Consider the following 22782-nt stretch of genomic DNA (forward strand, 5'->3'; position numbering starts at 1 on the left):
GGTGAGCAGAACGGCGAGTCCGGCGTGAAGCGGGACTCGCCGGGTCAGCGTCAGAGTGGCTTGCCTGCCAGATAGCTCGTCAGCCAGGGCAGCCCCTCTTTCTTGCGACTGACGGCGCCGATCAGCTGGATGGGGTGGGCGGGCAGGATGCCGTTGCTGGCGAAATGGAGCTGGCTGCCCCCCTGAGCCAGGTCGGTCAGCATCAGGACATAGGCATCCAGCCCATCCTCTGCCAGCCGCAGCTGCATGGCTTGTTCCAGTTCCGCCTGCCGGCTGTGCAGTTGACCCGGATCCATCACGCAGATCTGGCTGACATAGAGCTGGTAACCGGCGATCCGGTACGCCTTCTCGTCGGCAGCGAGCAGCTCGGCCATGGGGGCGTCACCGAGCTGGGTGCGGCGTTCCAGCAGGGTCTGGGCAAAGGGCTCCAGCGCCAGATCCGCCAGCGGCAGCAGGGCATGGACGGCGGCGCGATCGCGCGCCGTGGTGGTGGGCGAGGTGAGACTGAAGGTATCGCTGATGATGGCCCCGAGCAGCAGGCGAGCCTGGGCGCGGGAGAGGGTATGGTAACCCATCAGCTCCAGCAGCACGGTGGCGCTGCAGCCCACGGCCCGGATCCAGGCATCGAGCGGCCCACGGGTAATGAGAGTGCCGATGCGGTGGTGGTCGATGAGGCCCTGTACGTCGGCCTCTGCCAGCCCCTCCGGCCCCTGCTCCAGCTCGCTGAAATCCACCAGGAACACCTGCTTGTTGGCCACGCTGCCCTGCAGCAGGGGCGGGGCGGTGACGCCGGCGGTGTCCAGAATGAAGCGGGTTTCCGCAATGGGTTCGCCGAGGGCATAGGCCTGAGCAGGGCGGCCCTGGCGATTGAGCCAGTCGGCAGCCACCAGGGCGGTACAGATGCTGTCGCTATCGGGATTCTTGTGACCAAACACGTGGAGCATGGTGCCATTCCTGCGGTTGATGACGTACCTGAGGCAAGATCAGGTATGCGGGGCAAATGATAAAACAGGGGGCTTGCCCTGCTCTGGATTCACTCTATGCGCCGTCCCCGCTGATGGCAACCAGCGCAGGCCGTCCTGCGGCGGGCGAGACCCGGTTGTAAAAGGGGCGCGCACTCCTGCTGCTGAATCGCCTTGGGGCTGGGTAGGGAGGCAGACCCGGGCAGCAGATTAGGGCAGGTAGGCAAACTCGAACAGGGAGACAAGCGGAAGGAGATGGCTGTGTGGCAAGCGCCGGGGGATCGCCCATGGCCGCAAGGTTCACGTTGCAAGAGGTGGATAGGGGGATGGGCAAGCAAAGAGATTAGGCCGTGTCTCGGTATGAGCGAGAGGCTATGAGGCTTCGATCCGGCCAGGCAGGCCGTGACCATTCAAATCGCCAGAAAGTGATCTCTCGGGAGTGAGCTCTCCAGAATGCGGCAACGGCGGCATGGTGATGATGCACCCGCCGCGGCGCCGCAAACCACCGTCACCAGCAGGCGGGGTTACGCGGGGAACCTGATCCTCAACGTGGGCCCCGCGTGCAGATGGCTGACCTTTGCCTCAGCAGGCCAGCAGTTCGCGGGCGTTGGCCAGGGTGTTGTCGGTGATCTGATCGCCCCCCAGCAGACGGGCCAGCTCGTTGAGACGGGCACTTTGATCCAGCGCCTGCATCTGGGTTTCGGTGGTCTTGCCGTCGGTGTGCTTGCTCACCACCATGTGCTGGTGCCCCTTGCCTGCGACCTGGGGCAGGTGGGTGACCACCATCACCTGGGTCGATTCACCCAGCTGGCGCAGCAGGCGCCCTACCACGGCCGCTGTCGGGCCGCTGATCCCCACGTCCACTTCATCGAAGATGAGGGTCGGCGTCGAGATCTTGCGGGCGCTGATCACCACGATGGCGAGGCTGATACGCGACAGTTCGCCGCCGGAGGCCACCTTGCCGAGCGGCTGGATGGGCTGGCCCGGGTTGGTGGTGACCATGAACTCCACCCGGTCGATGCCGAGCGGTGACAGGCTGCTCTGGGCATCGGGGCGCACCTCGATGGCGAAGCGGCCGTCCGGCATCGCCAGCTCGTGCATGCTGGCACTCACCTTGGCGCCGAGCTCCTCGGCATAGCGCTGGCGACTCTGGCTCAGGGCCTCGGCGGCCTGCACGAAGGCCTGGCGGGCCTCGGCCAGCTCGTCTTCCATCCCCTCCAGCCGCTCTTCGTCTGAGTTGAGGCGCGCCAGATCGGCGGCCAGCTCCTGATGGTGCAGGGCCAGCTCCGCCGGTTTGACGTGGTGCTTACGGGCCAGGTTGATGGCTTTGGAGAGGCGGCTCTCCAGCTCGTTGAAGCGCTCTGGATCCAGCTCCAGCCGATCCAGGTAGCTGCGCAGCTCGCTGTGGCTCTCCTGCACCCCGATCAGGGCCTCGTTGAGCATGCCGAGTACGTCGCCCAGCCGGCTGTCCATGGCGACCAGCCCCTCGGCCCGATCGACGACGGTCTGCAGCAGACCGGCGATGGTGGTCTCCTCGTTGTCATAAAGCAGATCCAGACAGGCGCCACACTCCTGCATCAGCTCGGTACCGTTGGCCAGGCGCTGGTGCTCCTCTTCAATCTCTTCAAACTCCCCCGGTTGCAGGGCAAATTCATCCAGCTCCTGCACCTGGTATTCGATGAGCTGGCGGCGGGCCTCCCGTTGTTGCTGCTCGGCCTTGAGCCGGTTGAGCTCGTTCTGCAGCTGGCGCCACTGCTGGTAGTGGCGGCGCACCTCATCGAGCAGCAGATGGTGGCCGGCGTAGCCATCGAGCAGGGCGAGCTGGTAATCGGGTTTGAGCAGCATCTGGTGGGCATGCTGGCCATGGACGTTGACCAGCAGCTGGCCCAGGTTCTTGAGCTGGGTGAGGGGCACGGGCACGCCGTTGATGTAGCTGCGTGAGCGCCCCTCGGCGGAGATGACCCGCCGCACTATGCATTCCCCTTCGTTTTCCAGCTCGTTGGTGGCCAGCCAGGCGCGAGCGGCCGGGTTGCCGTCCAGCAGGAAGCGGGCGCTGACCTCGCTCTTGTCACTGTCCGGTCGCACCATGCCGGCTTCGGCACGCTCCCCCAGGCACAGGCCCAGGGCATCGATGGCGATGGATTTGCCCGCCCCGGTCTCACCCGTGATGCAGGTCATGCCCGGTTGCAGATCGAGTTCGAGAAACTTGACGATGGCGAAGTTGTTGACGGTCAGCTGGGTCAGCATGGTCTCATCCTGTATGGGCCAACATTACTGTGTATGCATCCAGTATATACTGGTTTTCCATACAGTAAAGATGTCGCCGCGGGACGGAATGCAAAACGGCCCGCGCCAGGGACCGTTTTGTGAGGGAGATGGAGTGCAGGGCTGGGGATCAGAACAGCTTGCTGCCCCAGCCGAGCTTGTTGCGCAGCACGTGGAAGTAGCTGTAATCGAGCGGATGGACCAGATGCAGCTTGTGGCTGCTCTTCTTGATGAGGATCTCGTCCCCCGGGTGGACCGCCAGGGTCACCTGACCGTCGCAGCTCACTTGCATGGCGTCGTCCTGATTGTCCGGTGAGACCAGCAGCCGCACCTCGCTGTCGGCGTCCAGCACGATGGGGCGGCTGCTCAGGGTGTGCGGGAACATGGGCACCAGCGTGATGGCGTTGAGCTTGGGGGTGAGGATGGCGCCGCCCGCCGACAGGGAGTAGGCGGTGGAGCCGGTGGGGGTGGCCACTATGATGCCGTCCGAGCGCTGGCTGTACATGAAGCTGCCGTCGATGTAGACCTCGAACTCGATCATGTGGGCAATCTTGCCCGGGTGCAGCACCGCCTCGTTGACCGCCAGGTTGTTGGACTTGCGCTCGCCGTGGCGATAGACCGCCGCCTCCAGCAGGAAGCGGTGCTCGCTCTTGTAGTGGCCGCACAGCACCTGCTCCAGCGGCAGCAGGTAATCCTGCGGCGAGAGATCGGTGAGAAAGCCGAGGTTGCCCCGGTTTACCCCGATCACCGCCACGTCGAAGCGCGACAGTACCCGCGCGGCCCCCAGCATGTTGCCGTCACCACCGACCACGATGGCGAGATCCGCCTGCTGGCCCAGTTGCACCAGATCCATCACGTTCTCGTCCATGATGCCGAGGGCGTGGGCCACCCGGCTCTCCACCAGTACCCGAAAACCGCGGGTGGTCAGGTATTGATGCAGGCCGGTCAGGGTCTGGTTGGCCCCTTCGTGGTGGGGTTTGCCAATCAGGGCGATGGTTTTGAACGGAGAATCCATGGTCTGTCGGGTCTGGGATGAGTATTGGGGGGAGTATACCGCGCTTTGGGGGGGATTTGTCTGCTGCCGGCGTGTCCGCTTGCGCCATGGGGCGGGAAAACGCCGTAAATTGCCTGTCGCTTCACCTCCTTGGCGATAATGGCGCCCTTTTCCCCTTGAAAGCCGGGGATCCATCCCCATAATAGCGCCAACATAGTCGGCCCGTTGCCGTCCGGTCGCGCAACCGGAGAACGGGCCCTCATAAGTAACCCGCAATTGGAGATGTCATGAACCACGAAGAACAAAAGGTTGAAGCGATGGAGCAAGTGGAAGCCCAGCCAGTCGAGCCGACCGATGTAGACAGTGAAGTGACAGCCGAGCAGGCCCGCATTGCCGAGCTGGAGGCGCAGCTGGAAGCTGCCCAGCAAGCCTCTGCCGAAGAGCGCGAGCGCGCCATTCGTGCCGTCGCCGAGATGGAGAACCTGCGTCGTCGCGCGGCGCAGGACGTGGAGAAGGCGCACAAGTTCGCGCTGGAGAAGTTCGCCGCCGAGCTCTTGCCGGTGCTGGACAACATGGAACGCGCCATCGAGCTGGCCGACAAGGAGAACGACGCCCTCAAGCCGATGATCGAAGGGGTCGAGCTGACCCTGAAATCCATGCAGAGCGGCGTGGCCAAGTTCGGCCTGGCGGCCCTGGATCCCACCAACCAGCCGTTTGACCCCAACGCCCATCAGGCGATGAGCATGGTGCCGAGTGCCGACGTGGCGCCGAACACCGTCATCGCCGTGATGCAGAAAGGCTACGAGCTGAACGGTCGCGTGATCCGTCCGGCCATGGTCATGGTATCCAAGGCCGTCGACTGAGTCGGCGCTTGATGCCCAGGCCCGCCGCTTGGCGGGCTTTTTGTTGTGTATCCCTGCGGTGCGTCATGGCCCGGCCATGACAAAAGGTGGGGTTTTTGCAGGGCGGGGCTTGAAGTGGCCACTTGCGACCCCATATAGGATGCAAGGCCACGGCGGCACAAAAAATTTGATGCCGGGAGCTTGAAAGCCAGATTGGCAGGCCCCACCTAGCCGTTAACGCATTAAGGCGAGCCCCTCGCCAGTTTATTCAAAGTATTTGGAGATTCGTCAAATGGGTAAAATCATCGGTATTGACCTGGGTACTACCAACTCCTGCGTCGCTATTCTGGATGGCGACCATGCTCGCGTGATCGAGAACGCGGAAGGCGACCGTACTACTCCGTCCATCATTGCCTATGCCGATGACGGCGAAATCCTGGTTGGTCAGCCGGCCAAGCGTCAGGCCATCACCAACCCGAAGAACACCCTGTTCGCCATCAAGCGTCTGATCGGCCGTCGTTTCGAAGATGACGAAGTACAACGTGACCTGAAAATCATGCCGTACGCCATCGCCAAGGCCGACAACGGTGACGCCTGGGTCGAGGTGAAAGGCAAGAAAATGGCACCGCCGCAGATCTCTGCCGAAGTGCTGAAAAAGATGAAAAAGACCGCCGAAGACTACCTGGGCGAGCCGGTAACCGAAGCAGTTATCACTGTTCCGGCCTACTTCAACGACGCCCAGCGTCAGGCCACCAAGGATGCCGGTCGCATCGCCGGTCTGGATGTAAAACGCATCATCAACGAACCGACTGCCGCGGCTTTCGCCTACGGCGTCAACAAGGTCAAGGGTGAGCGCAAGGTTGCCGTTTATGACCTGGGTGGCGGTACCTTCGATATCTCCATCATCGAGATCGACGAAGTGGAAGGCGAGACCACCTTCGAAGTACTGGCGACCAACGGTAACACCCACCTGGGTGGTGAAGACTTTGACAACCGCGTCATCAACTACCTGGTTGACGAGTTCAAGCGCGAGCAGGGCATCGACCTGCGCAACGACCAGCTGGCCCTGCAGCGTCTGAAAGATGCCGCCGAGAAAGCCAAGATCGAGCTCTCTTCCGCCCAGCAGACCGACGTCAACCTGCCGTACATCACTGCCGATGCCACCGGTCCGAAGCACATGAACATCAAGGTGACCCGCGCCAAGCTGGAATCCCTGGTGGAAGACATGGTGAAGGACTCTCTGGAGCCGGTTCGCGTCGCCCTGAAAGACTCCGGTCTGGCGGTTGGCGAGATCGACGACGTCATCCTGGTGGGTGGTCAGACCCGTATGCCGCTGGTTCAGAAGACAGTTGCCGAGTTCTTCGGCAAAGAGCCGCGCAAAGACGTCAACCCGGACGAAGCCGTGGCCATGGGTGCAGCCATCCAGGGTGCCGTTCTGTCCGGTGACAAGACCGACGTACTGCTGCTGGACGTTACCCCGCTCTCTCTGGGTATCGAAACCATGGGCAGCGTGATGACTGCGCTTATCGAGAAGAACACCACCATTCCGACCAAGAAGTCCCAGGTGTTCTCCACTGCCGAAGACAACCAGTCTGCCGTGACCATTCACGTGCTGCAGGGTGAGCGCAAGCGCGCCAGCGACAACAAGTCCCTGGGCCAGTTCAACCTGGAAGGCATCCGTCCGGCACCGCGCGGTCTGCCGCAGATCGAAGTGACCTTCGACATCGACGCCAACGGCATCCTGCACGTCTCCGCCAAAGACAAGGAGACCAACAAGGAGCAGAAGATCACCATCCAGGCCTCCTCTGGTCTGTCTGATGACGAGATCGAGCGCATGGTACGCGAAGCCGAAGCCAACGCGGCCGAGGACAAGAAGTTCGAAGAGCTGGTGCAGGCCCGCAACCAGGCTGATGGTCTGGTCCACTCCGTGCGCAAGCAGGTGACCGAAGCCGGTGAAGCCCTGCCTGCCGACGACAAGACCAAGGTCGAAGCTGCACTGAGCGAGCTGGAAACCGCCATCAAGGGCGACGACAAGGCCGTTATCGAGGCCAAGCAGCAGGCGCTGCTGGAAGCGTCCCAGAAGCTGATGGAGATTGCCCAGCAGCAGGCTCAGGCGCAAGGCGCCGCCGGTGCTGACGCCGGTCAGTCCTCCTCTTCCGCCAAGGCTGACGACGACGTGGTCGATGCCGAGTTCGAAGAAGTGAAAGACGACAAGAAATAAGCCCGACCCAGATGGGCGAAGTCCGCTTCGCCCATCGGCTTGATTCTATGAATTTACGGGCGTTGGGTAACCAACGCCCGTCTGCGTAACTGCTGATATAGCAACAGGATAAGTATGTCGAAGCGCGATTTCTACGAAGTGCTGGGGGTATCGAAAGATGCCGACGAGCGCGAGATCAAGAAGGCGTACAAGCGTCTGGCCATGAAGTATCACCCTGATCGCAACCAGGGGGATGCCGGTGCCGAAGAGAAGTTCAAAGAGGTCAAGGAAGCTTACGAAATCCTGACCGATGCCAACCTGCGTGCCCGCTATGACCAGTACGGCCACGCCGGCGTGGATCAGAGCCAGGGTGGCGGTGGCCACGGTGGCTTTGGCGGTGGCGCCGATTTCGGCGACATCTTCGGCGACGTGTTTGGCGATATTTTCGGTGGCAGCCGTGGTGGTGGCCGTCGCGGCCCGGCCCGTGGCTCCGACCTGCGCTACACCATGGAGCTGACCCTGGAAGAGGCGGTGCGCGGGGTCTCCAAGGAGATCAAGGTACCGACTCTGGTCCACTGTGAAGTGTGCAACGGCTCGGGAGCCCACACCGGCAGCTCTGCCCAGACCTGCCCGACCTGCCACGGCTCCGGCCAGGTGCAGATGCGTCAGGGCTTCTTTGCAGTGCAGCAACCCTGCCCCCACTGTCACGGTCGCGGCAAGATCATCAAGGATCCGTGCCGCAAGTGCCATGGCGAGGGTCGCTACCAGAAGACCAAGACCCTGTCGGTCAAGATCCCGGCTGGCGTCGATACCGGCGATCGCATCCGCCTCTCCGGCGAAGGGGAAGCGGGGGAGGCCGGCGCACCGGCGGGCGATCTGTACGTACAGGTGCACGTCAAGGAGCACGAAATCTTCGTGCGTGACGGCAACAACCTCTACTGCGAAGTGCCCATCAGCTTCACCGCGGCGGCGCTGGGCGGCGAGATCGAAGTGCCGACCCTGGATGGTCGGGTCAAGCTCAAGGTCACCCCTGAGACCCAGACCGGCAAGATGTTCCGCATGCGGGGCAAGGGCGTCAAGTCCGTGCGCTCCGGCCAGGTGGGGGATCTGATGTGCAAGGTGGTGGTGGAGACCCCGGTCAAGCTGACCGAGCAGCAAAAAGAGCTGCTGCGCCAGCTGGATGAATCCTTCAGCGGTGCTGCCGCCAAGACCCACAAGCCGAAATCGGAAGGCTTCTTCGAAGGGGTGAAACGCTTCTTCGACGATCTGACCAGCTGATGTTCGCGACCCAGATATCAAGAGCCGGCCCTGTGCCGGCTCTTTTTTTGCCCCAGCTTTAGCAAGATCCCCGCTTATTGAGTGGCTCCCGATGAGGGATCTTCCTCACAACTTCCGCCAATTCCTGCTGTACGAATGTTATCCCGCTCACACTTAAGCTGAAACGGTTTAGCTGGCGTATTGAGTTGGCTAAACTGGTTTAGCTATGCTCTCGTCGTCGATAAAAACAGGCCCGACCGGGCAACAGATGACAGGTGAGGACGATGACGATGTGCAAGCACAAGTTGGCGCTGGCGGTAGCGCTGGGATTGGGGATGAGCAGCCCGCTGTGGGCGGCGGATGGCGGTATCGAGGCCCGTCTGGCGGCGCTGGAGGCACGGGTGCAGGCGGCCGAGGCGCGCGCCGATGAGGCCCAGAGCAAGGCAAACGAAGCCCGCGAGACGGCCGTGGTGGCCAAGGCCCAGAGCGAGAAGGTGGACAAGCAGACCGCCGGGGCCCAGGGTTTCGAGTTCCACGGCTATGCCCGCTCGGGCCTGCTGGTCAACGGCAATGGCAACGGCGGTCGCGGCGGCCCCTACATCACCCCGGCCGGCTCGGTGGGTGGCGCCGTGGGTCGTCTTGGCAACGAGGATGACACCTACATGGAGGCCAATCTGCTGAAGACCCAGACCTTCGCCGATGGCAGCTGGGCCCGCTACAAGCTGATGCTGGCGGACGGGGTGGAGACCAGCAACGACTGGACCGCCAGCGATTCCAGCCTCAACACCCGCCAGGTGTTTGCCGAGATAGGCGATCTGGCGAGCTTCGACGGCCCCTTCAAGCATGCTGTGCTGTGGGCGGGCAAGCGCTTTGACCGGGACAACTTCGACATCCACTGGCTCGACTCGGACGTGGTGTTCCTGGCCGGCACCGGTGGCGGCGTCTACGACGTGCAGCTGGCTGACAGCTGGAAGGCGAACTTCTCCCTTTACGGACGCGACTACGGCGACATCAGCGCCAGCGGTCTCTCGGACATCGAGAGCTACATCCTCACCATGAACAACCGCGTCGGCAACTGGCAGTGGATGTTGAACGGCCTCTCCGCCAAGGACAACGAGGCGCGCATCAACGATGGCGGCGCCGGCAGCGAGGCGGCGAACAAGGGGGCGCACACCCTGCTGGCCTACCACGCCGACAGCTTCTTTGGCATCAACCCCGGCTTCTCCAAGGCGGCCGTGCTGTATGGCCACGGCCTGGGTGCCGAGCTCAAGGGGCTGGGTTCCGACAGCGAGCTGCTGGCGGACGCCGATGCGGTGCGGGTCGCCGTGTTTGGCGCCACCGATCTCGCGCCCCGCTGGCGTATCGCCCCGGCCCTGCTGGCGGAGCAGAGCAAGGATCGTTACGTGAAGGGGGACGAGTACCGCTGGGTGACCCTCAACGGCCGGCTGGCCCAGGTGCTGAGCCAGAACGTCGAGCTGGTCTACGAGGCCACCTGGCAGTACATGGATCTCGATCCCAAGGGCTACAAGGGGCGTCAGGCGGTGAGCGGCGACTTCACCAAGCTCACCTTCGCCCCCACCTTCAAGGCGCAGACCGCCGGCTTCTTCGAGCGGCCCGAGTTGCGGATATTCGCCACCTGGATGGACTGGTCCTCCGAGCTCGACAACTACGCCAGCACCGATGCCATGGGCCAGAGCAACTTCACCGCCGGCGGCGAGTGGAACTTTGGCGTACAGATGGAAACCTGGTTCTAGTTCGTTATCCCGATCACAAAAATGGCAGCCGTCGTCGGGATCTGTTGGTTTGCTAAAACGGTTTAGCTGATAATGCCAGCCAACAAAACAGAGTCCGGGTTTGACAGTCGATCCGATGCAGCAGTGGAGTAGCAAGGTGACGAATCGTGTGTGGGTAATGGGGGATGCGGTGGTGGACTTGATCCCGGAAGGGGAGCAGCACTACCTCAGGTGTCCGGGGGGCGCGCCAGCCAACGTGGCGGTCGGGGTGGCCCGGCTTGGCGGAGAGTCGGCCTTTATCGGCCGGGTCGGCGCCGATCCCTTCGGCCGCTTTATGGCCGACACCCTGGCCAGCGAAGGGGTCGACACCCGTCACTTGATCCTGGATCCGGCCCATAGTACCAGCACGGTGTTGGTGGAGCTCGATGAGGCAGGGGAGCGCAGCTTCACCTTTATGGTGAGGCCCAGCGCGGATCAGTTCCTGACCCCCGCCGATCTGCCGGTCTTCCAGGCCGGGCAGTGGCTGCTGACCTGCTCCATTGCGCTCGCCAACGAGCCGGTGCGCAGCAGTTGCCTGCAAGCCATGGCGACCATCCGGGCCGTCGGGGGGCGGGTCTGCTTCGATCCCAACCTGAGGCCCGAGGTGTGGGGCAACCCCGCCGAGATGCTGCCCGTGGTGCGCGAGGCCATGGCCCTGGCGGACGTGGTCAAGCTCTCGGTGGAGGAGCTGCAGCTGCTGAGCGGTCTGGACGATCTGGCGGCGGGGCTCGCCACCATTTCAGGCCCGGCCCTGGTGCTGGTGACCCGGGGGGCGGCCGGCGTGGTGGCTCGCCTCGGCGGCGAGCTGCTGGAGTGGGTGGGGCCCAAAGTGACTCCCATCGACACCACGGGGGCGGGGGACGCCTTCGTTGCCGGTCTGCTGGCAGCCTTGGCCGAACGGATCTCGCTGCCCGCTCTGGATGAGTTGCCTGCCATCCTGGCCCGGGCCCACGGCTGCGGGGCGCTGGCCACCACCGCCAAGGGGGCGATGACGGCGCTGCCGAGTCGCACCGAACTGGATGCCTTTTTGCGATCAGGCGCAAGCGGCTGTTGATCCGCGGCTAGAACCCCGGGTCAACAGACCCTACTCTCATGTGACACGGGCCTGCCGATGGCGGGCCATAAGAGGAAGAATATGAATATCAGTGCGATAGCCAAGGATCTGGTGCCCCTGCTCGGGGGCAAGGAGAACATCGTCAGCGCCGCCCACTGCGCCACCCGGCTGCGGCTGGTGCTGGCGGACGACAGCAAGGTGAACAAGGCTGCCATCGACAAGCTGGAGGGGGTCAAGGGGTGCTTCAGCAACGCGGGCCAGATCCAGGTGATCTTCGGCACCGGCCTGGTCAACAAGGTCCATGCGGAGTTCGTGGCCCTGACCGGTGCCGGCACCGCCAGCAAGGCGGAGCTGACCGACCTGGCGACGGCCAAGCTCAACGTGGCCCAGCGCCTGGCACGGACGCTCTCCAACATCTTCGTGCCCATCATTCCGGCCATCGTCGCCTCCGGCCTGCTGATGGGGCTGCTCGGCATGGTGCGCACCTATGGCTGGGTCAACGCCGACAGCGCCCTCTTCATCATGCTGGACATGTTCAGCTCGGCTGCCTTTGTCATCCTGCCGATCCTCATCGGCTTCACCGCGGCGCGGGAATTCGGCGGCAACCCCTATCTGGGGGCGACGCTGGGCGGCATCCTCACTCACCCGGCCCTGACCAACGCCTGGGGCGTGGCGGGGGGCTTCAAGACCATGGACTTCTTCGGGCTGGACGTGGCCATGATCGGTTATCAGGGCACCGTCTTCCCGGTGCTCTTGGCGGTCTGGTTCATGTCCCACCTGGAGAAACAGCTGAGAAGGCGCGTCCCTGACGCCCTGGATCTCATCCTCACCCCGTTCCTGACCGTCATCATCACCGGCTTCGTGGCGCTGCTCTTCATCGGCCCCGCCGGGCGGGTGCTGGGGGATGGCATCTCGTTCGGCCTGAGTGCCCTCTATGAGCAGGCGGGCTGGCTGGCGGGTCTGGTGTTTGGCGGGACTTATTCGCTTATCGTCATCACCGGCATCCACCACAGCTTCCACGCCATCGAGGCGGGCCTGCTGGCCAACCCGGCCATCGGCGTCAACTTCCTGCTGCCCATCTGGGCCATGGCCAACGTGGCCCAGGGCGGTGCCTGTCTCGCGGTCTACTTCAAGACCCGCGACGTGAAGATCAAGGCCATCACGGTGCCGGCGGCCATGTCCTGCCTGCTCGGCATCACGGAGGCGGCCATCTTCGGGGTCAACCTGCGCTACATCAAACCCTTCCTGGCAGGTCTGTTCGGCGGGGCCTGCGGCGGCGCCTACGTGGTGGCGGCCAAGGTGGGCATGACGGCGGTGGGCCTGACCGGCATCCCGGGCATGGCCATCGTCCAGCCCATGAGCCTCATCCACTACGTCATCGGCCTGGTGGTCGCCTTTGGCACCGCCTTCGCCGCCTCCTACCTGCTCAAGTACAAGGTGGAGTGATGAAGGAAAGCCATCTCCTCAAACAGGTTGTCCGGTCCCTGCTGGCCGGCCAGCTCAAGGCGGCGGCCGATCCCCATCGGCCCCGCTGGCACCTGGCAGCCCCGGTGGGGCTGCTCAACGACCCCAACGGCTTCATCGAGCACGGCGGGCGTTATCACCTCTTCTACCAGTGGAACCCGCTGGGTTGCGCACACGCCAACAAGGGCTGGGGTCACGTCACCTCCACCGATCTGCTGCACTGGCAGCACGAGCTGCCGGCCCTGCTGCCGGTGGAGCCCTACGAGCAGAGCGGCTGCTACTCCGGCTCGGCGGTGAGCGACGAACAGGGGCGCCTGACTCTCATCTACACCGGCAACGTCAAGTACGCGGACGGCAGCCGCACCGCCTACCAGTGTCTGGCGCGGGACGACGGCATGGGCGGCTTTGCCAAGCTGGGGCCGGTGCTGGACCTGCCCGAAGGCTACAGCGGTCACGTGCGCGACCCCAAGGTGTGGCACGACGGCCGGCAGTGGCTGATGGTGCTGGGGGCCCGCACCCTGGATGACAAGGGGGAGGTGCTGCTCTATCGCGGCGACGCGCTGGATGGTTGGACGCTGGTCGGCCCCATCGCCGGCAGCGGGCGCGGGGGGCTTGGGGAGTTCGGCTATATGTGGGAGTGCCCGGACCTCTTCCCCCTAGGTGATCGCCATGTGCTGATCAGCTGCCCGCAGGGGATTGCCCCCCGGGGAGAGGATTATCGCAACCGCTACCAGTGCGGCTGGCTGGCGGGTGACTTCGACGGCACTCAGTTCGAGCACGGTGCCTTCCACGAGCTGGACCGAGGCTTCGAGTTTTACGCCCCCCAGACCACCCAGGACAGCCAGGGGCGGCGCCTGTTGTTTGCCTGGCTGGGGCTGCCGGAGGAGAATGAGATGAGCCAGCCGACCCTCGAGCATGGCTGGATCCACCAGATGAGCTGCCCGCGGGAGCTGTTCTGGCAAGGCGACTGGCTCTGCCAGCGGCCGGTGGCGGAGATTTCAGCCCTTAAGGGAGAGCAAACCCGCTTCGAGGGAGCGCCGAGCGAGCTGCCAGCCCTGGCCATCGACTCGGCCTGGCTGGACCTGGCCTTGAGCGGGGAGGGGCGTCTCGGGTTCGGCGCCGTGGTCGAGCTGGTGTGGCAGCCGGGACGCCTTGTCCTGCGGCGCCAGAACTGGCAGAGCGGGGAGTGGGAGGAGCGATCCTGCCCCTGGCTTGGGGGGAGCATCACCGTCTTGTGCGATCGCTCCAGCCTGGAGTGCTTCGTCGATGGCGGGCGCCAGACCCTGTCTACCCGCTACTTCCCCGGTGAAAACCCAGTACTTTCCGCACGTTGTGACGGTGATGACAGCAAAATTTGCCTCGATCACTGGCCGCTGGCGGCCTGCCTTGTACAATAGCCCGGTGTCAGTTTGCCGGGAGGTCAGGTGGAGAAGAAGAAACGGATCACGATTGCCCAGATAGCCACGCTCGCGGGGGTCTCCAAGGCCACCGCCAGCCTGGTGCTCAACGGCAAGAGTGCGGAGTACCGCATCGCCGACGACACTCGCAAGCGGATCCAGGCGGTGGCGGACGAGTGCCACTACCAGCCGAGCATCCATGCCCGCTCCCTGCGGGCTGCGCGCAGTTACACCTGGGGACTGGTGATCCCCGACCTCACCAACTTCGGTTTCGCCAGCATTGCCCGGGCTCTGGAGGCCCACTGCCGGGAGGCGGGGATCCAGCTACTCATCGCCTGCTCCGAGGATGACCCCACCCTGGAGCAGCGGGTGGTGGACAACCTTATCAGCCGCCAGGTGGACGGCCTCATCGTCGCCTCGAGCGGCCACAGCGACGACATCTATGCCCGCATCCACGACCGCCTGCCGGTGGTGCAGCTCGACCGTCACATCGGCGAGTCGCGCCTGCCCATGGTGATCTCGGATGCCTGCAAGGCCACCGCCGAGCTGGTGCAGGACATGGCGACCGGCTGCGGGGAGGAGATCTACTACTTCGGCGGCCTGCTGGATCTCTCCCCCAGCCGCCACCGGCTGGCGGGCTACGAGCTGGGGTTGCACCGCGCCGGGCTGGAGGCCACCTCAGACCGGGTGCGCCACCGTGACTACCAGCCAAGCTCGGGTTATCAGCTGATGGCTGAGCTGGTGGCCGAGCTCGGGGCACCGCCCAAGGGGCTCTTCACCGCCTCCTTCACCCTGCTCGAGGGGGTGCTGCGCTACCTCAACGAGGCGGGGCTGATGGAGACAGGGATGCGGCTGTGTACCTTCGACGATCACGACCTGCTCGACTGCATCCCCATGCGCATCGACTCGGTGGCCCAGGATTGCCCGGCCCTGGCCCGCGCCGCCTTCGAACTGATGCAACAGCTGATTGCGGGCAATCCCCCCACCCAGACCGCCCAGGTCATCCCCCCCAGGGTGCGCTGGCGCAGCCGTCGCTAACCCGGAAAGATGAAAAAGCCCCGCCAGTGCGGGGCTTTTTGCTGTGGGGCGAGGGCTCGCCTCAATCCGTGGTACTGGCGCGCCAGAACACCTGCTTGATGTGAGGGTGGATGCCGAGCTTCACCATCAGGGCGTCCAGCTCGTCGCCATCGATGGAGGTGGCCAGCAGCACCGCGGATATCTCCAGATCCCGCTCGCCAAAAGGCTCGATGTCGAGCTCGCTCAGCGGGTAGTTGGCCTGCTCCAGCATCTCTTCCAGCCAGTGCAGCACCTCCTTCTGGTATTCGCGCTGGGTGAGGGCGGTCACCCGGTAGGTTACCTCGGTGTCTGTGTTGTCCACCGGACGGCGGTTGATCTGGTTCACCAGCGGGCGCAGCAGGGTGTTGGCGGCCAGCACGAAGAGGGCGCCGAGGATCGCCTCCATGGCCAGCCCGGCCCCGCTGGCGGCACCGACCGCGGCCACTCCCCACAGGGTGGCGGCGGTGTTGATGCCGCGGATGTTGCCGGATTCGCGCATGATGACGCCGGCGCCGAGAAAACCGATGCCGGAGACGATGTAGGCCACCACGTGCACCACCCCGTAGGTGCCGCCGTGCAGGTCATAGATGCGCTGGGCCAGGTTGACGAACAGGGCCGCGCCCACCGCCACCAGCACATTGGTGCGCAGGCCCGCGGTACGCTGACGATACTGACGCTCCAGCCCCACCAGACTGCCGAGCACGAAGGCGAGCAGCAGGCTGGCCAGGGTGTCGAGCAGGGAAATCATGTCCAATTGTTGCCACATTCTCATGGCGTACTCCTTCTGTTGCAGATGGCCTTCCTGAAGGCGGGCGAGGGTTCCCTTGCCTGATCCCCGTGCGTGAAGGCCATCACCTCATCGAAAAAACGCACGGAAAGCCCGACCCGGCCATGCAGGATGGTGGGCTGGGCTGCGAAACGGATTGAAAGGGGCCAGCGTGGCTGGCCCCGGTTATGGCTTGCTCAATTGAGCGCCGGTTCAGGGTCGCGGCGCGGATGCAACTCCCAGCGGACCGGGTGATGTACCCCCACCTGGTGCACGAACTGCACCAGATAGCGCCGCTGGGGCGGGGTGCAGTGCAGATTGAGCACCAGCTCCCGCCCGCCGCTGCGACCGGGTCGCAGGGACTGCAGGGGGTGCAGGCCCGCCGGTTGCAGGGTGTGGTTCACCAGATCCAGCACCTGCTCCATGTCGGCCCGATCCTCGCAACGGATCTGCAGCCGGTAGTGGTGCTGGCGCTCCTTGCCACGCAGCCAGAGCGGCAACAGGCCGCGACCCAGTCTGCTCAGCAGGGGGTGAGTCCGGTTGGTTACGGACAGGGTTGAAATAAAACGCATAGCAGCCTCCTTGTGGGAAGCAGAAACTATGCAGGCATGGCGGCCATGGCTTTTGGCCAATGGTCACCAGACGTCAAGTGTGAAAAGAGAAGAGGGGAGTGGATTTCCGCTTCTCGCAGGGCTGCGAGCATGCGGCAGAGGATGACCTGCGGCTAGCTCGCGACCCGGGTACCGACGACGAGGGTCGGTCTACAACTGTCACTTGATGAGTTGCCCACTGATGGTCTCCGCTGTTGATGGACGGCCTGATGGTACTCATCCAGAGCGGTGGGGTAAAGCCTCATCGCCCATTTAGCAACATTTAGATACAAGTTCGTCAATAGTCGGGGCCGGCTGGCTACCCCCATGGCCATAAGAGGGCGGCGAGATGCCCCGCCCTCCTCATTCCGCCCCAGATGGCAGGTTTTTCTCTACCTTGGCGCGCCGCTATTTCAGCCCCAGCCGTTTGAGGATCATTGCGGCCGGGCAGAAGCCGGTGAAGGCGCTCTGGATCAGGTTGACCCCGACAAAGACGCTCAGCCAGACAAAGCCCGGGTGCACCCAGGCGGTGAGCAGCAGCGACAGCAACAGCATGCAGCCCGCGACCACTCTTACTCCGTTTTCTACTGTCATGACCTTCTCCTTAGTTAATTTAGATATTGCTAATTTAGTGTCGCTTTATACAATAGAACTAAATATCAGCAATTGCTAATTTACTCCCATGAGCCAATTCGACGAGATGAACAGACACGCGACGGCCGCCGCCTCCCTGCTCAAGGCGCTGGCTCATCCCGAACGCCTGATGGTGCTCTGTCAGCTGGTGGAGGGGGAGAAGGGAGTCGGGGAGCTGCTGGCCCGCAGCCAGCTCGGCCAGTCGGCCTTCTCCCAGCAACTGTCGGTATTGAAGCGCCAGGGTCTTGTCCGCTCGCGCAAGGTCTCCCAGCAGATCTACTACTCGCTGGTGAGCGAGGCGGCCGCCGATGTGCTGGCGGCGTTGCAAACCCATTTTTGTCACTCAGAAAATAAGGAATCTTGATGATGGAAAGCCAATGGCTGCTCTCCCTGGGGGGCGGCATGCTGGTGGGGCTCGCGGCCCTGATCCTGATGCTGTGCAACGGCCGGGTGGCCGGGATCAGCGGCATCTTGGCCGGTGCGCTGCAACACAGGGCGCCGTGGCGACTGCTCTTCCTGCTGGGGTTGGGAGCGGGGGCCTGGCTGGCACTGACGCTGGGTTGGGCCAGCATGCCTGCATTCACCGCGCTGCCCGCCTGGCCGCTGGTGCTGCTGGCTGGTCTGCTGGTGGGCATCGGCACGCGTTTTGGCAATGGCTGTACCAGCGGCCACGGCATCTGCGGCATGGGGCGGCTCTCCGTGCGCTCCATAGTGGCGACCCTCACCTTCATGGCAACCGGTGTGCTGACCGTGCTTCTGACTCATCATCTCTTCTAGGAGGCTATTGCGATGACCTTGTTGACAAGTCTGCTCGCCGGTTTGCTGTTTGGTCTGGGTCTGGCCATCTCAGGCATGATAGACCCCGCCCGGGTCACCGGTTTTCTCGATCTGGCCGGCGCCTGGGATCCCAGCCTGGGGTTCGTGATGGGGGGCGCCCTGCTGGTCTTCATGCCGGGTTATTTCTTGCTGGTGAAGCCGCGGCGCCTGAGCCTGCTGGGAGAGCCTATGGCTGTGGTGCCAGCCCCCAAGCTGGATCGCCGCCTCATCGGGGGATCTGCCCTGTTCGGCATAGGTTGGGGATTGGTGGGGATCTGCCCTGGGCCTGCCTTGAGTCTCATTTCTAGTGGCCAGCCCATGATATTGTTGTTCGTAGCCGCCATGGTGGCCGGGATCTTGCTGGTTGATCGGGTCCTGGTGAAGGTGCGGGAGAAGCGCTGCCACGCCCGCTCCGCCTGAATGGATTGCCCCCGCTGCCGGGGAAGGAGAACTATCATGGAACCGATCCGCTTGCCGGGGGCCATTCTGCTGGCCGTGACCTCTGCGCTTGTCTCTCCCATGACGCTGTCGACGGCATGGTCTGCCGAGGCGAATGGCGAGGCGACCCTGACACTGGCTCCCCGTCAGGTGACCGATTGGCTCACCCTGGATGGCACCGTCAGCGCCATCCATCAGGGGACGGTGGCGTCCCAGACCGGCGGTCGGGTCTCCCGCATGCTGGTGGATGTGAATGATGAGGTGCAGGCGGGGCAACCGCTGCTGGAGATCAGCGGCAAGGAGCAGTTTGCCGCCGTGACCGGCGCCGAGGCGAGAGTGGCCCGAGCCCAGGCCCAGCAGGTGGAAGCCGAGCGCCAGCTCGCCCGCTTTCAGGCGCTGATTGCCAAGGGGGTGATCACCCGCGCCCAGCTCGACAGCGCCCTGGCGAGCGACAGATCTGCCCGCGCCGAGGTGAACGCGGCCGAGGCTGCCCTCACTCAGGCTCGGGAGGCCTACGGTTATACCCGCATCCTCGCCCCCTACGCCGGGGTGGTCACCAAGCGGCTGGTGGAGCTGGGGGAAACGGTGGCCCCAGGGACCCCGCTGCTCTCCGGCTTTTCCCTTGATGCCCTGCGGGTGGAGGTGGAGCTGCCCCAGTCCGCGCTGGCCCTCGCCGGCCAGCCGTCGGATGCGCAGGTGCTACTGCCGGATGGCAAGGCTGTTACCCCCCTCAAACTGACCCGCTTCAACTATGCCGACAGCCAGAGCCACGCCTTTCGGCTGCGCCTCGACCTGCCGCCGCAAACCGCGGGGGTATTGCCCGGCATGTGGCTCAAGGTGCAGCTCAAACAGGGCGAACGTCAGCTGCTGCAGGTGCCGGAGCAGGCCCTGCTCCGGCAGGGTGAGTTCAGCGGTCTCTACCTGAAGGAGGGGGATGGCTGGGTGCTGACGCCGGTGCGGGTCGGCCATTGCCAGGCAGGGCAGTGCGAGATCCTCGCGGGCGTCCAGAGCGGCGATCGGGTGGCACCGGATGGCTGGGCGCGCCAGCAGGCGGTGGCCCATGAGTAACTACGCTCACGACAACAAGAACAAACTGGGGCCGGCCGGCCGGTTGGCGGCCCTGTTTCAGGGCTCGGCCATCACCCCGCTGCTGGCGCTGGTGGGGCTCTTGCTCGGCCTGTTTGCGGTGCTGGTGACCCCCAAGGAGGAGGAGCCCCAGATCGATGTCACCTTCGCCGACGTCTATATCCCCTTTCCGGGGGCCAGCCCGGCGGAGGTCGAATCCCTCGTCACCACCCCTGCCGAACAGGTTATTTCCCAGATCAAGGGGATAGACACCCTCTACTCCTTCTCTCGCCCGGACGGCGCCCTGCTGGTGGTGGTGTTCAAGGTGGGGGTGAGCCGCGAGCAGGCCATCGTCGATCTCAACAACCAGCTCGACTCGAACCGCGACTGGCTGCCCCAGGGGCTTGGCGTCGGCCAGCCGCTGGTCAAACCCAGGGGGATCGACGATGTGCCCATCGTCAGCCTGACGCTCTGGAGCAAGCAGCTGGGGGCCGCCGAGCTGACCCGGGTCGCCCACGAGCTGGAGACCGAGCTCAAGCGATTGCCCGGCACCCGCGATATCTACAGCCTGGGCGGCCAGCGCGCCGTGCTGCGGGTGATGCCGGATCCGGCCGCCCTCAGCGCCCACGGCATCAGCTGGGGTGAGCTCAACCAGCGGCTCGCCGCCGCCAACCAGGCGGGCAGCGAGCAGGCCGTGGTGCAGGACAACCGGGAGATCAAGGTGCAGGTAGGGCAGTTCCTGCAGAGCGAGCAGGAGGCCCGCGAGCTGGTAGTGGGGTTGCACGATGGCAAGCCGGTCTACCTCGGCGAGGTGGCCCAGGTGGCGCTTGGGGAGGAGACCCCGACCCAGCGCAGCTGGATGGGGCAGGGTGAGCAGAGCTATCCGGCAGTGACCCTGGCCATCGGCAAACAGCCCGGGCAGAACGCGGTCGAGGTGGCCAAGCGGGTGGAGGCCCGGGTCGATAGCCTCAAGAACCGGCTCATCCCGGCCGGGGTCGAGGTGACGGTGACCCGTGACTACGGTGTCACCGCCGAAACCAAATCCAACACCCTGATCGGCAAGCTCATCTTCGCCACCACCGCGGTGGTGCTGCTGGTGCTGGTGAGCATGGGCTGGCGCGAGGCGCTGGTGGTGGGCATCGCCATCGTTATCACCCTGGCGCTGACCCTGTTTGCCAGCTGGGCCTGGGGCTTTACCCTCAACCGGGTGTCGCTGTTTGCGCTGATCTTCTCCATCGGCATCCTGGTGGATGACGCCATCGTGGTGGTGGAGAACATCCACCGCCATCGCGGTCTTGGCAAGGGCTCCCTCAAAGCACTTATTCCGGGCGCGGTGGACGAGGTAGGGGGGCCGACCATTCTCGCCACCCTTACCGTCATCGCGGCCCTGCTGCCCATGGCCTTTGTCAGCGGTCTGATGGGCCCCTACATGAGCCCCATCCCCATCAATGCCAGCATGGGGATGCTTATCTCCCTGCTGGTGGCTTTTATCTTCTCCCCCTGGCTGGCGGGCCATCTGCTCAAGAGCGAGGGGCATGTCGCCCACGGCGAGGCTAGGGCCGGCCTCTTTCACCGACTGATGACCCCCTTCCTGATCGGTGACGGCGCCAGGAGCGCGAGACGCAAGCTCTGGCTGGTCATCCTGCTGCTGGTGGCGGGAGCCGCCGCCATGCCCATGGTGCAGTGGGTGGTGCTCAAGATGCTTCCCTTCGACAACAAGTCGGAATTCCAGCTGGTGCTCGACATGCCGGAGGGGACGACCCTGGAGCAGACCGAGCGCACCCTGCTGGCGGTGGGACGGGAGCTCGCCAGGGTGCCCGAGGTGAAGGATTATCAGGTCTATGCAGGCAGCGCCGCCCCCATCAACTTCAACGGACTGGTGCGCCACTACTTCATCCGCAGCGGTGCCAATGTGGGGGACATCCAGGTCAATCTGGTAGACAAGCACGAGCGCCATCGCAGCAGCCACCAGATTGCCCGGTCGGTGCGCACCCCCTTGCAGGCCATCGCCGCCGCAGCCGGCGGCAATCTCAAGGTAGTGGAAGTGCCCCCCGGCCCGCCGGTCTGGTCACCCATCGTCGCGGAAGTGTATGGCCCCACGCCGAAGCTGCGTGAAGCGGCGGCGCGCGACGTGCAGGCCCGTTTCGTGGCGACGGCGGATCTGGTGGATGTGGACATCTATCTGACCGACCCTCAGCCCAAATGGCGGCTGGTGATCGATCGCAGCAAGGCGGCGCGCTTCGGGGTCGAACTTGGCGATCTGGTGGCCACCCTCAACGGCGGCGTGGGCTATCAGGATGCCAGCTGGCTGCACGGTCAGGGGGCCAAGTACCCGGTGCCTATTCGCCTCGAGCTGGCGGCCGGTGACAAGCGGGATCTGGTCGGTATCCTGGCGCTCAAGGTACGCAGCCAGAGCGGGCAGCTCATTCGGGTTTCCGAGCTGGTGAGTCGCCGCGACGAGGTGGCCCCCAGCTATATCATGCACAAGAACATGCGGCCCATGGTGATGGTGGTGGCCGACATGGGGGGCCACACCGACAGCCCGCTCTACGGCATGTTTGCCGCCGGGGAGGGTATCGACTTGCCCCAGTACTATGTGCAGCAGCCGGATAAATTGGGGGAAGTGGCACTGTTGTGGGACGGTGAGTGGAAGATAACCTACGAGACCTTCCGTGATATGGGCATTGCCTACGGAGTGGGGATGATCCTCATCTACCTGCTGGTGGTGGCCCAGTTCCGCTCCTATCTGGTGCCGCTCATCATCATGGCGCCCATCCCGCTCACCCTGATCGGGGTGATGCCGGGCCACGCCCTGCTGGGGGCCCAGTTCACCGCCACCTCGATGATCGGCATGATAGCGCTGGCCGGGATAATCGTGCGCAACAGTATCTTGCTGGTGGATTTCATCGAGCAGCAGCGCAGCGCCGGCATGGCGTTCGAGCAGGCGGTGATCGGCGCCGCCCAGGTGCGGGCCAAGCCCATTCTGCTGACGGCGCTGGCGGCCATGATCGGGGCCCTTTTCATCCTCGATGACCCCATCTTCAACGGGCTGGCCATCAGCCTCATCTTCGGCATTCTGGTCTCCACCCTGCTCACCCTGGTGGTGATCCCGCTGCTCTACTACAGCCTGATGTCGCGCCGGGCGGAGGGGGGCACGACAGATGTGCCGGGCGCACAATGACAGAAGGGCCACCCGGGTGGCCCTTCTCGT

General features: G+C 64.3%; 19 protein-coding genes. 13 read left to right on the plus strand and 6 right to left on the minus strand.

The features are described 5' to 3' along the window. Positions 1-50: 50 nt before the first annotated feature. The 3 genes from CK627_RS10855 to nadK all read right to left on the minus strand — a co-directional run bounded on the left by CK627_RS10855 (position 51) and on the right by nadK (position 4242). The gene (locus tag CK627_RS10855; protein WP_095592331.1) at positions 51-944 is read right to left on the minus strand and encodes a DHHA2 domain-containing protein; all 894 of its coding nucleotides are present in this window, start codon (positions 942-944) and stop codon (positions 51-53) included. A gap of 600 nt (positions 945-1544) precedes the next feature. Then, complete coding sequence (gene recN, locus CK627_RS10860; protein ID WP_005303015.1) at positions 1545-3209, minus strand: DNA repair protein RecN; 1665 nt, start codon at positions 3207-3209, stop codon at positions 1545-1547. 148 nt (positions 3210-3357) lie between these two features. Next, entirely contained in the window at positions 3358-4242 is an 885-nt protein-coding gene (nadK, locus tag CK627_RS10865) for an NAD(+) kinase (protein ID WP_005303013.1), read from the minus strand. Between the two features lie 266 nt (positions 4243-4508). Here nadK and grpE point away from each other — a divergent pair, with 266 nt between their 5' ends. From grpE to CK627_RS10905, 8 genes are all read left to right on the plus strand, one after another. Next, positions 4509-5084, plus strand: coding sequence for a nucleotide exchange factor GrpE (grpE, locus tag CK627_RS10870; protein WP_005303011.1), 576 nt, complete (start codon positions 4509-4511; stop codon positions 5082-5084). A gap of 271 nt (positions 5085-5355) precedes the next feature. Then, positions 5356-7284, plus strand: a complete 1929-nt coding sequence (gene dnaK, locus CK627_RS10875) for a molecular chaperone DnaK (RefSeq protein WP_005303009.1) — start codon at positions 5356-5358, stop codon at positions 7282-7284. Between the two features lie 114 nt (positions 7285-7398). Then, positions 7399-8541, plus strand: a complete 1143-nt coding sequence (dnaJ, locus tag CK627_RS10880) for a molecular chaperone DnaJ (protein ID WP_005303007.1) — start codon at positions 7399-7401, stop codon at positions 8539-8541. Positions 8542-8804: 263 nt separating this feature from the next. Beyond that, positions 8805-10274: a carbohydrate porin gene (locus tag CK627_RS10885; RefSeq protein ID WP_095592332.1), complete on the plus strand. Its 1470-nt coding sequence runs from the start codon at positions 8805-8807 to the stop codon at positions 10272-10274. Between the two features lie 136 nt (positions 10275-10410). Beyond that, complete coding sequence (locus tag CK627_RS10890; RefSeq protein ID WP_496349869.1) at positions 10411-11346, plus strand: carbohydrate kinase family protein; 936 nt, start codon at positions 10411-10413, stop codon at positions 11344-11346. Positions 11347-11427: 81 nt separating this feature from the next. After that, complete coding sequence (locus tag CK627_RS10895; RefSeq protein WP_095592334.1) at positions 11428-12792, plus strand: sucrose-specific PTS transporter subunit IIBC; 1365 nt, start codon at positions 11428-11430, stop codon at positions 12790-12792. After that, positions 12792-14207: a glycoside hydrolase family 32 protein gene (locus CK627_RS10900; protein WP_095592335.1), complete on the plus strand. Its 1416-nt coding sequence runs from the start codon at positions 12792-12794 to the stop codon at positions 14205-14207. The genes CK627_RS10895 and CK627_RS10900 overlap by 1 nt, the downstream gene beginning before the upstream one ends. Before the next feature lie 27 nt (positions 14208-14234). Further along, positions 14235-15245, plus strand: coding sequence for a substrate-binding domain-containing protein (locus CK627_RS10905; protein ID WP_095592336.1), 1011 nt, complete (start codon positions 14235-14237; stop codon positions 15243-15245). A 61-nt stretch (positions 15246-15306) separates the two neighbouring features. Here CK627_RS10905 and CK627_RS10910 read toward each other — a convergent pair whose 3' ends face one another. The 3 genes from CK627_RS10910 to CK627_RS10920 form a co-directional block, all read right to left on the minus strand. Next, entirely contained in the window at positions 15307-16035 is a 729-nt protein-coding gene (locus CK627_RS10910; protein ID WP_005302996.1) for an MgtC/SapB family protein, read from the minus strand. Between the two features lie 191 nt (positions 16036-16226). Further along, positions 16227-16601: a hypothetical protein gene (locus CK627_RS10915; protein ID WP_005302994.1), complete on the minus strand. Its 375-nt coding sequence runs from the start codon at positions 16599-16601 to the stop codon at positions 16227-16229. A 426-nt stretch (positions 16602-17027) separates the two neighbouring features. Further along, a complete protein-coding gene (locus tag CK627_RS10920) occupies positions 17028-17213 on the minus strand; it encodes a YgaP family membrane protein (RefSeq protein ID WP_005302992.1) in 186 nt (61 codons plus the stop codon). 88 nt (positions 17214-17301) lie between these two features. On the opposite strand from CK627_RS10920, the gene CK627_RS10925 reads away from it, so the two are divergent. From CK627_RS10925 to CK627_RS10945, 5 genes are read left to right on the plus strand one after another with little or no spacing between them, the layout of a single operon-like run. Continuing rightward, positions 17302-17616: an ArsR/SmtB family transcription factor gene (locus CK627_RS10925; protein ID WP_010633372.1), complete on the plus strand. Its 315-nt coding sequence runs from the start codon at positions 17302-17304 to the stop codon at positions 17614-17616. Continuing rightward, positions 17616-18029 (plus strand): YeeE/YedE family protein, encoded by a 414-nt coding sequence (locus CK627_RS10930; RefSeq protein WP_167385318.1) that lies wholly within the window; start codon positions 17616-17618, stop codon positions 18027-18029. The genes CK627_RS10925 and CK627_RS10930 overlap by 1 nt, the downstream gene beginning before the upstream one ends. Before the next feature lie 12 nt (positions 18030-18041). Beyond that, positions 18042-18488 carry a YeeE/YedE family protein gene (locus tag CK627_RS10935; protein ID WP_017765698.1) on the plus strand — a complete coding sequence of 149 codons (447 nt, stop codon included), beginning with the start codon at positions 18042-18044 and terminating at the stop codon, positions 18486-18488. 36 nt (positions 18489-18524) lie between these two features. Further along, entirely contained in the window at positions 18525-19574 is a 1050-nt protein-coding gene (locus CK627_RS10940; protein WP_095592337.1) for an efflux RND transporter periplasmic adaptor subunit, read from the plus strand. Beyond that, positions 19567-22752, plus strand: coding sequence for an efflux RND transporter permease subunit (locus CK627_RS10945; RefSeq protein WP_095592338.1), 3186 nt, complete (start codon positions 19567-19569; stop codon positions 22750-22752). The genes CK627_RS10940 and CK627_RS10945 overlap by 8 nt, the downstream gene beginning before the upstream one ends. The last annotated feature ends 30 nt before the right edge of the window (positions 22753-22782 follow it).

Source organism: Aeromonas dhakensis (genome assembly GCF_002285935.1).
GTDB classification, from domain to species: domain Bacteria; phylum Pseudomonadota; class Gammaproteobacteria; order Enterobacterales; family Aeromonadaceae; genus Aeromonas; species Aeromonas dhakensis.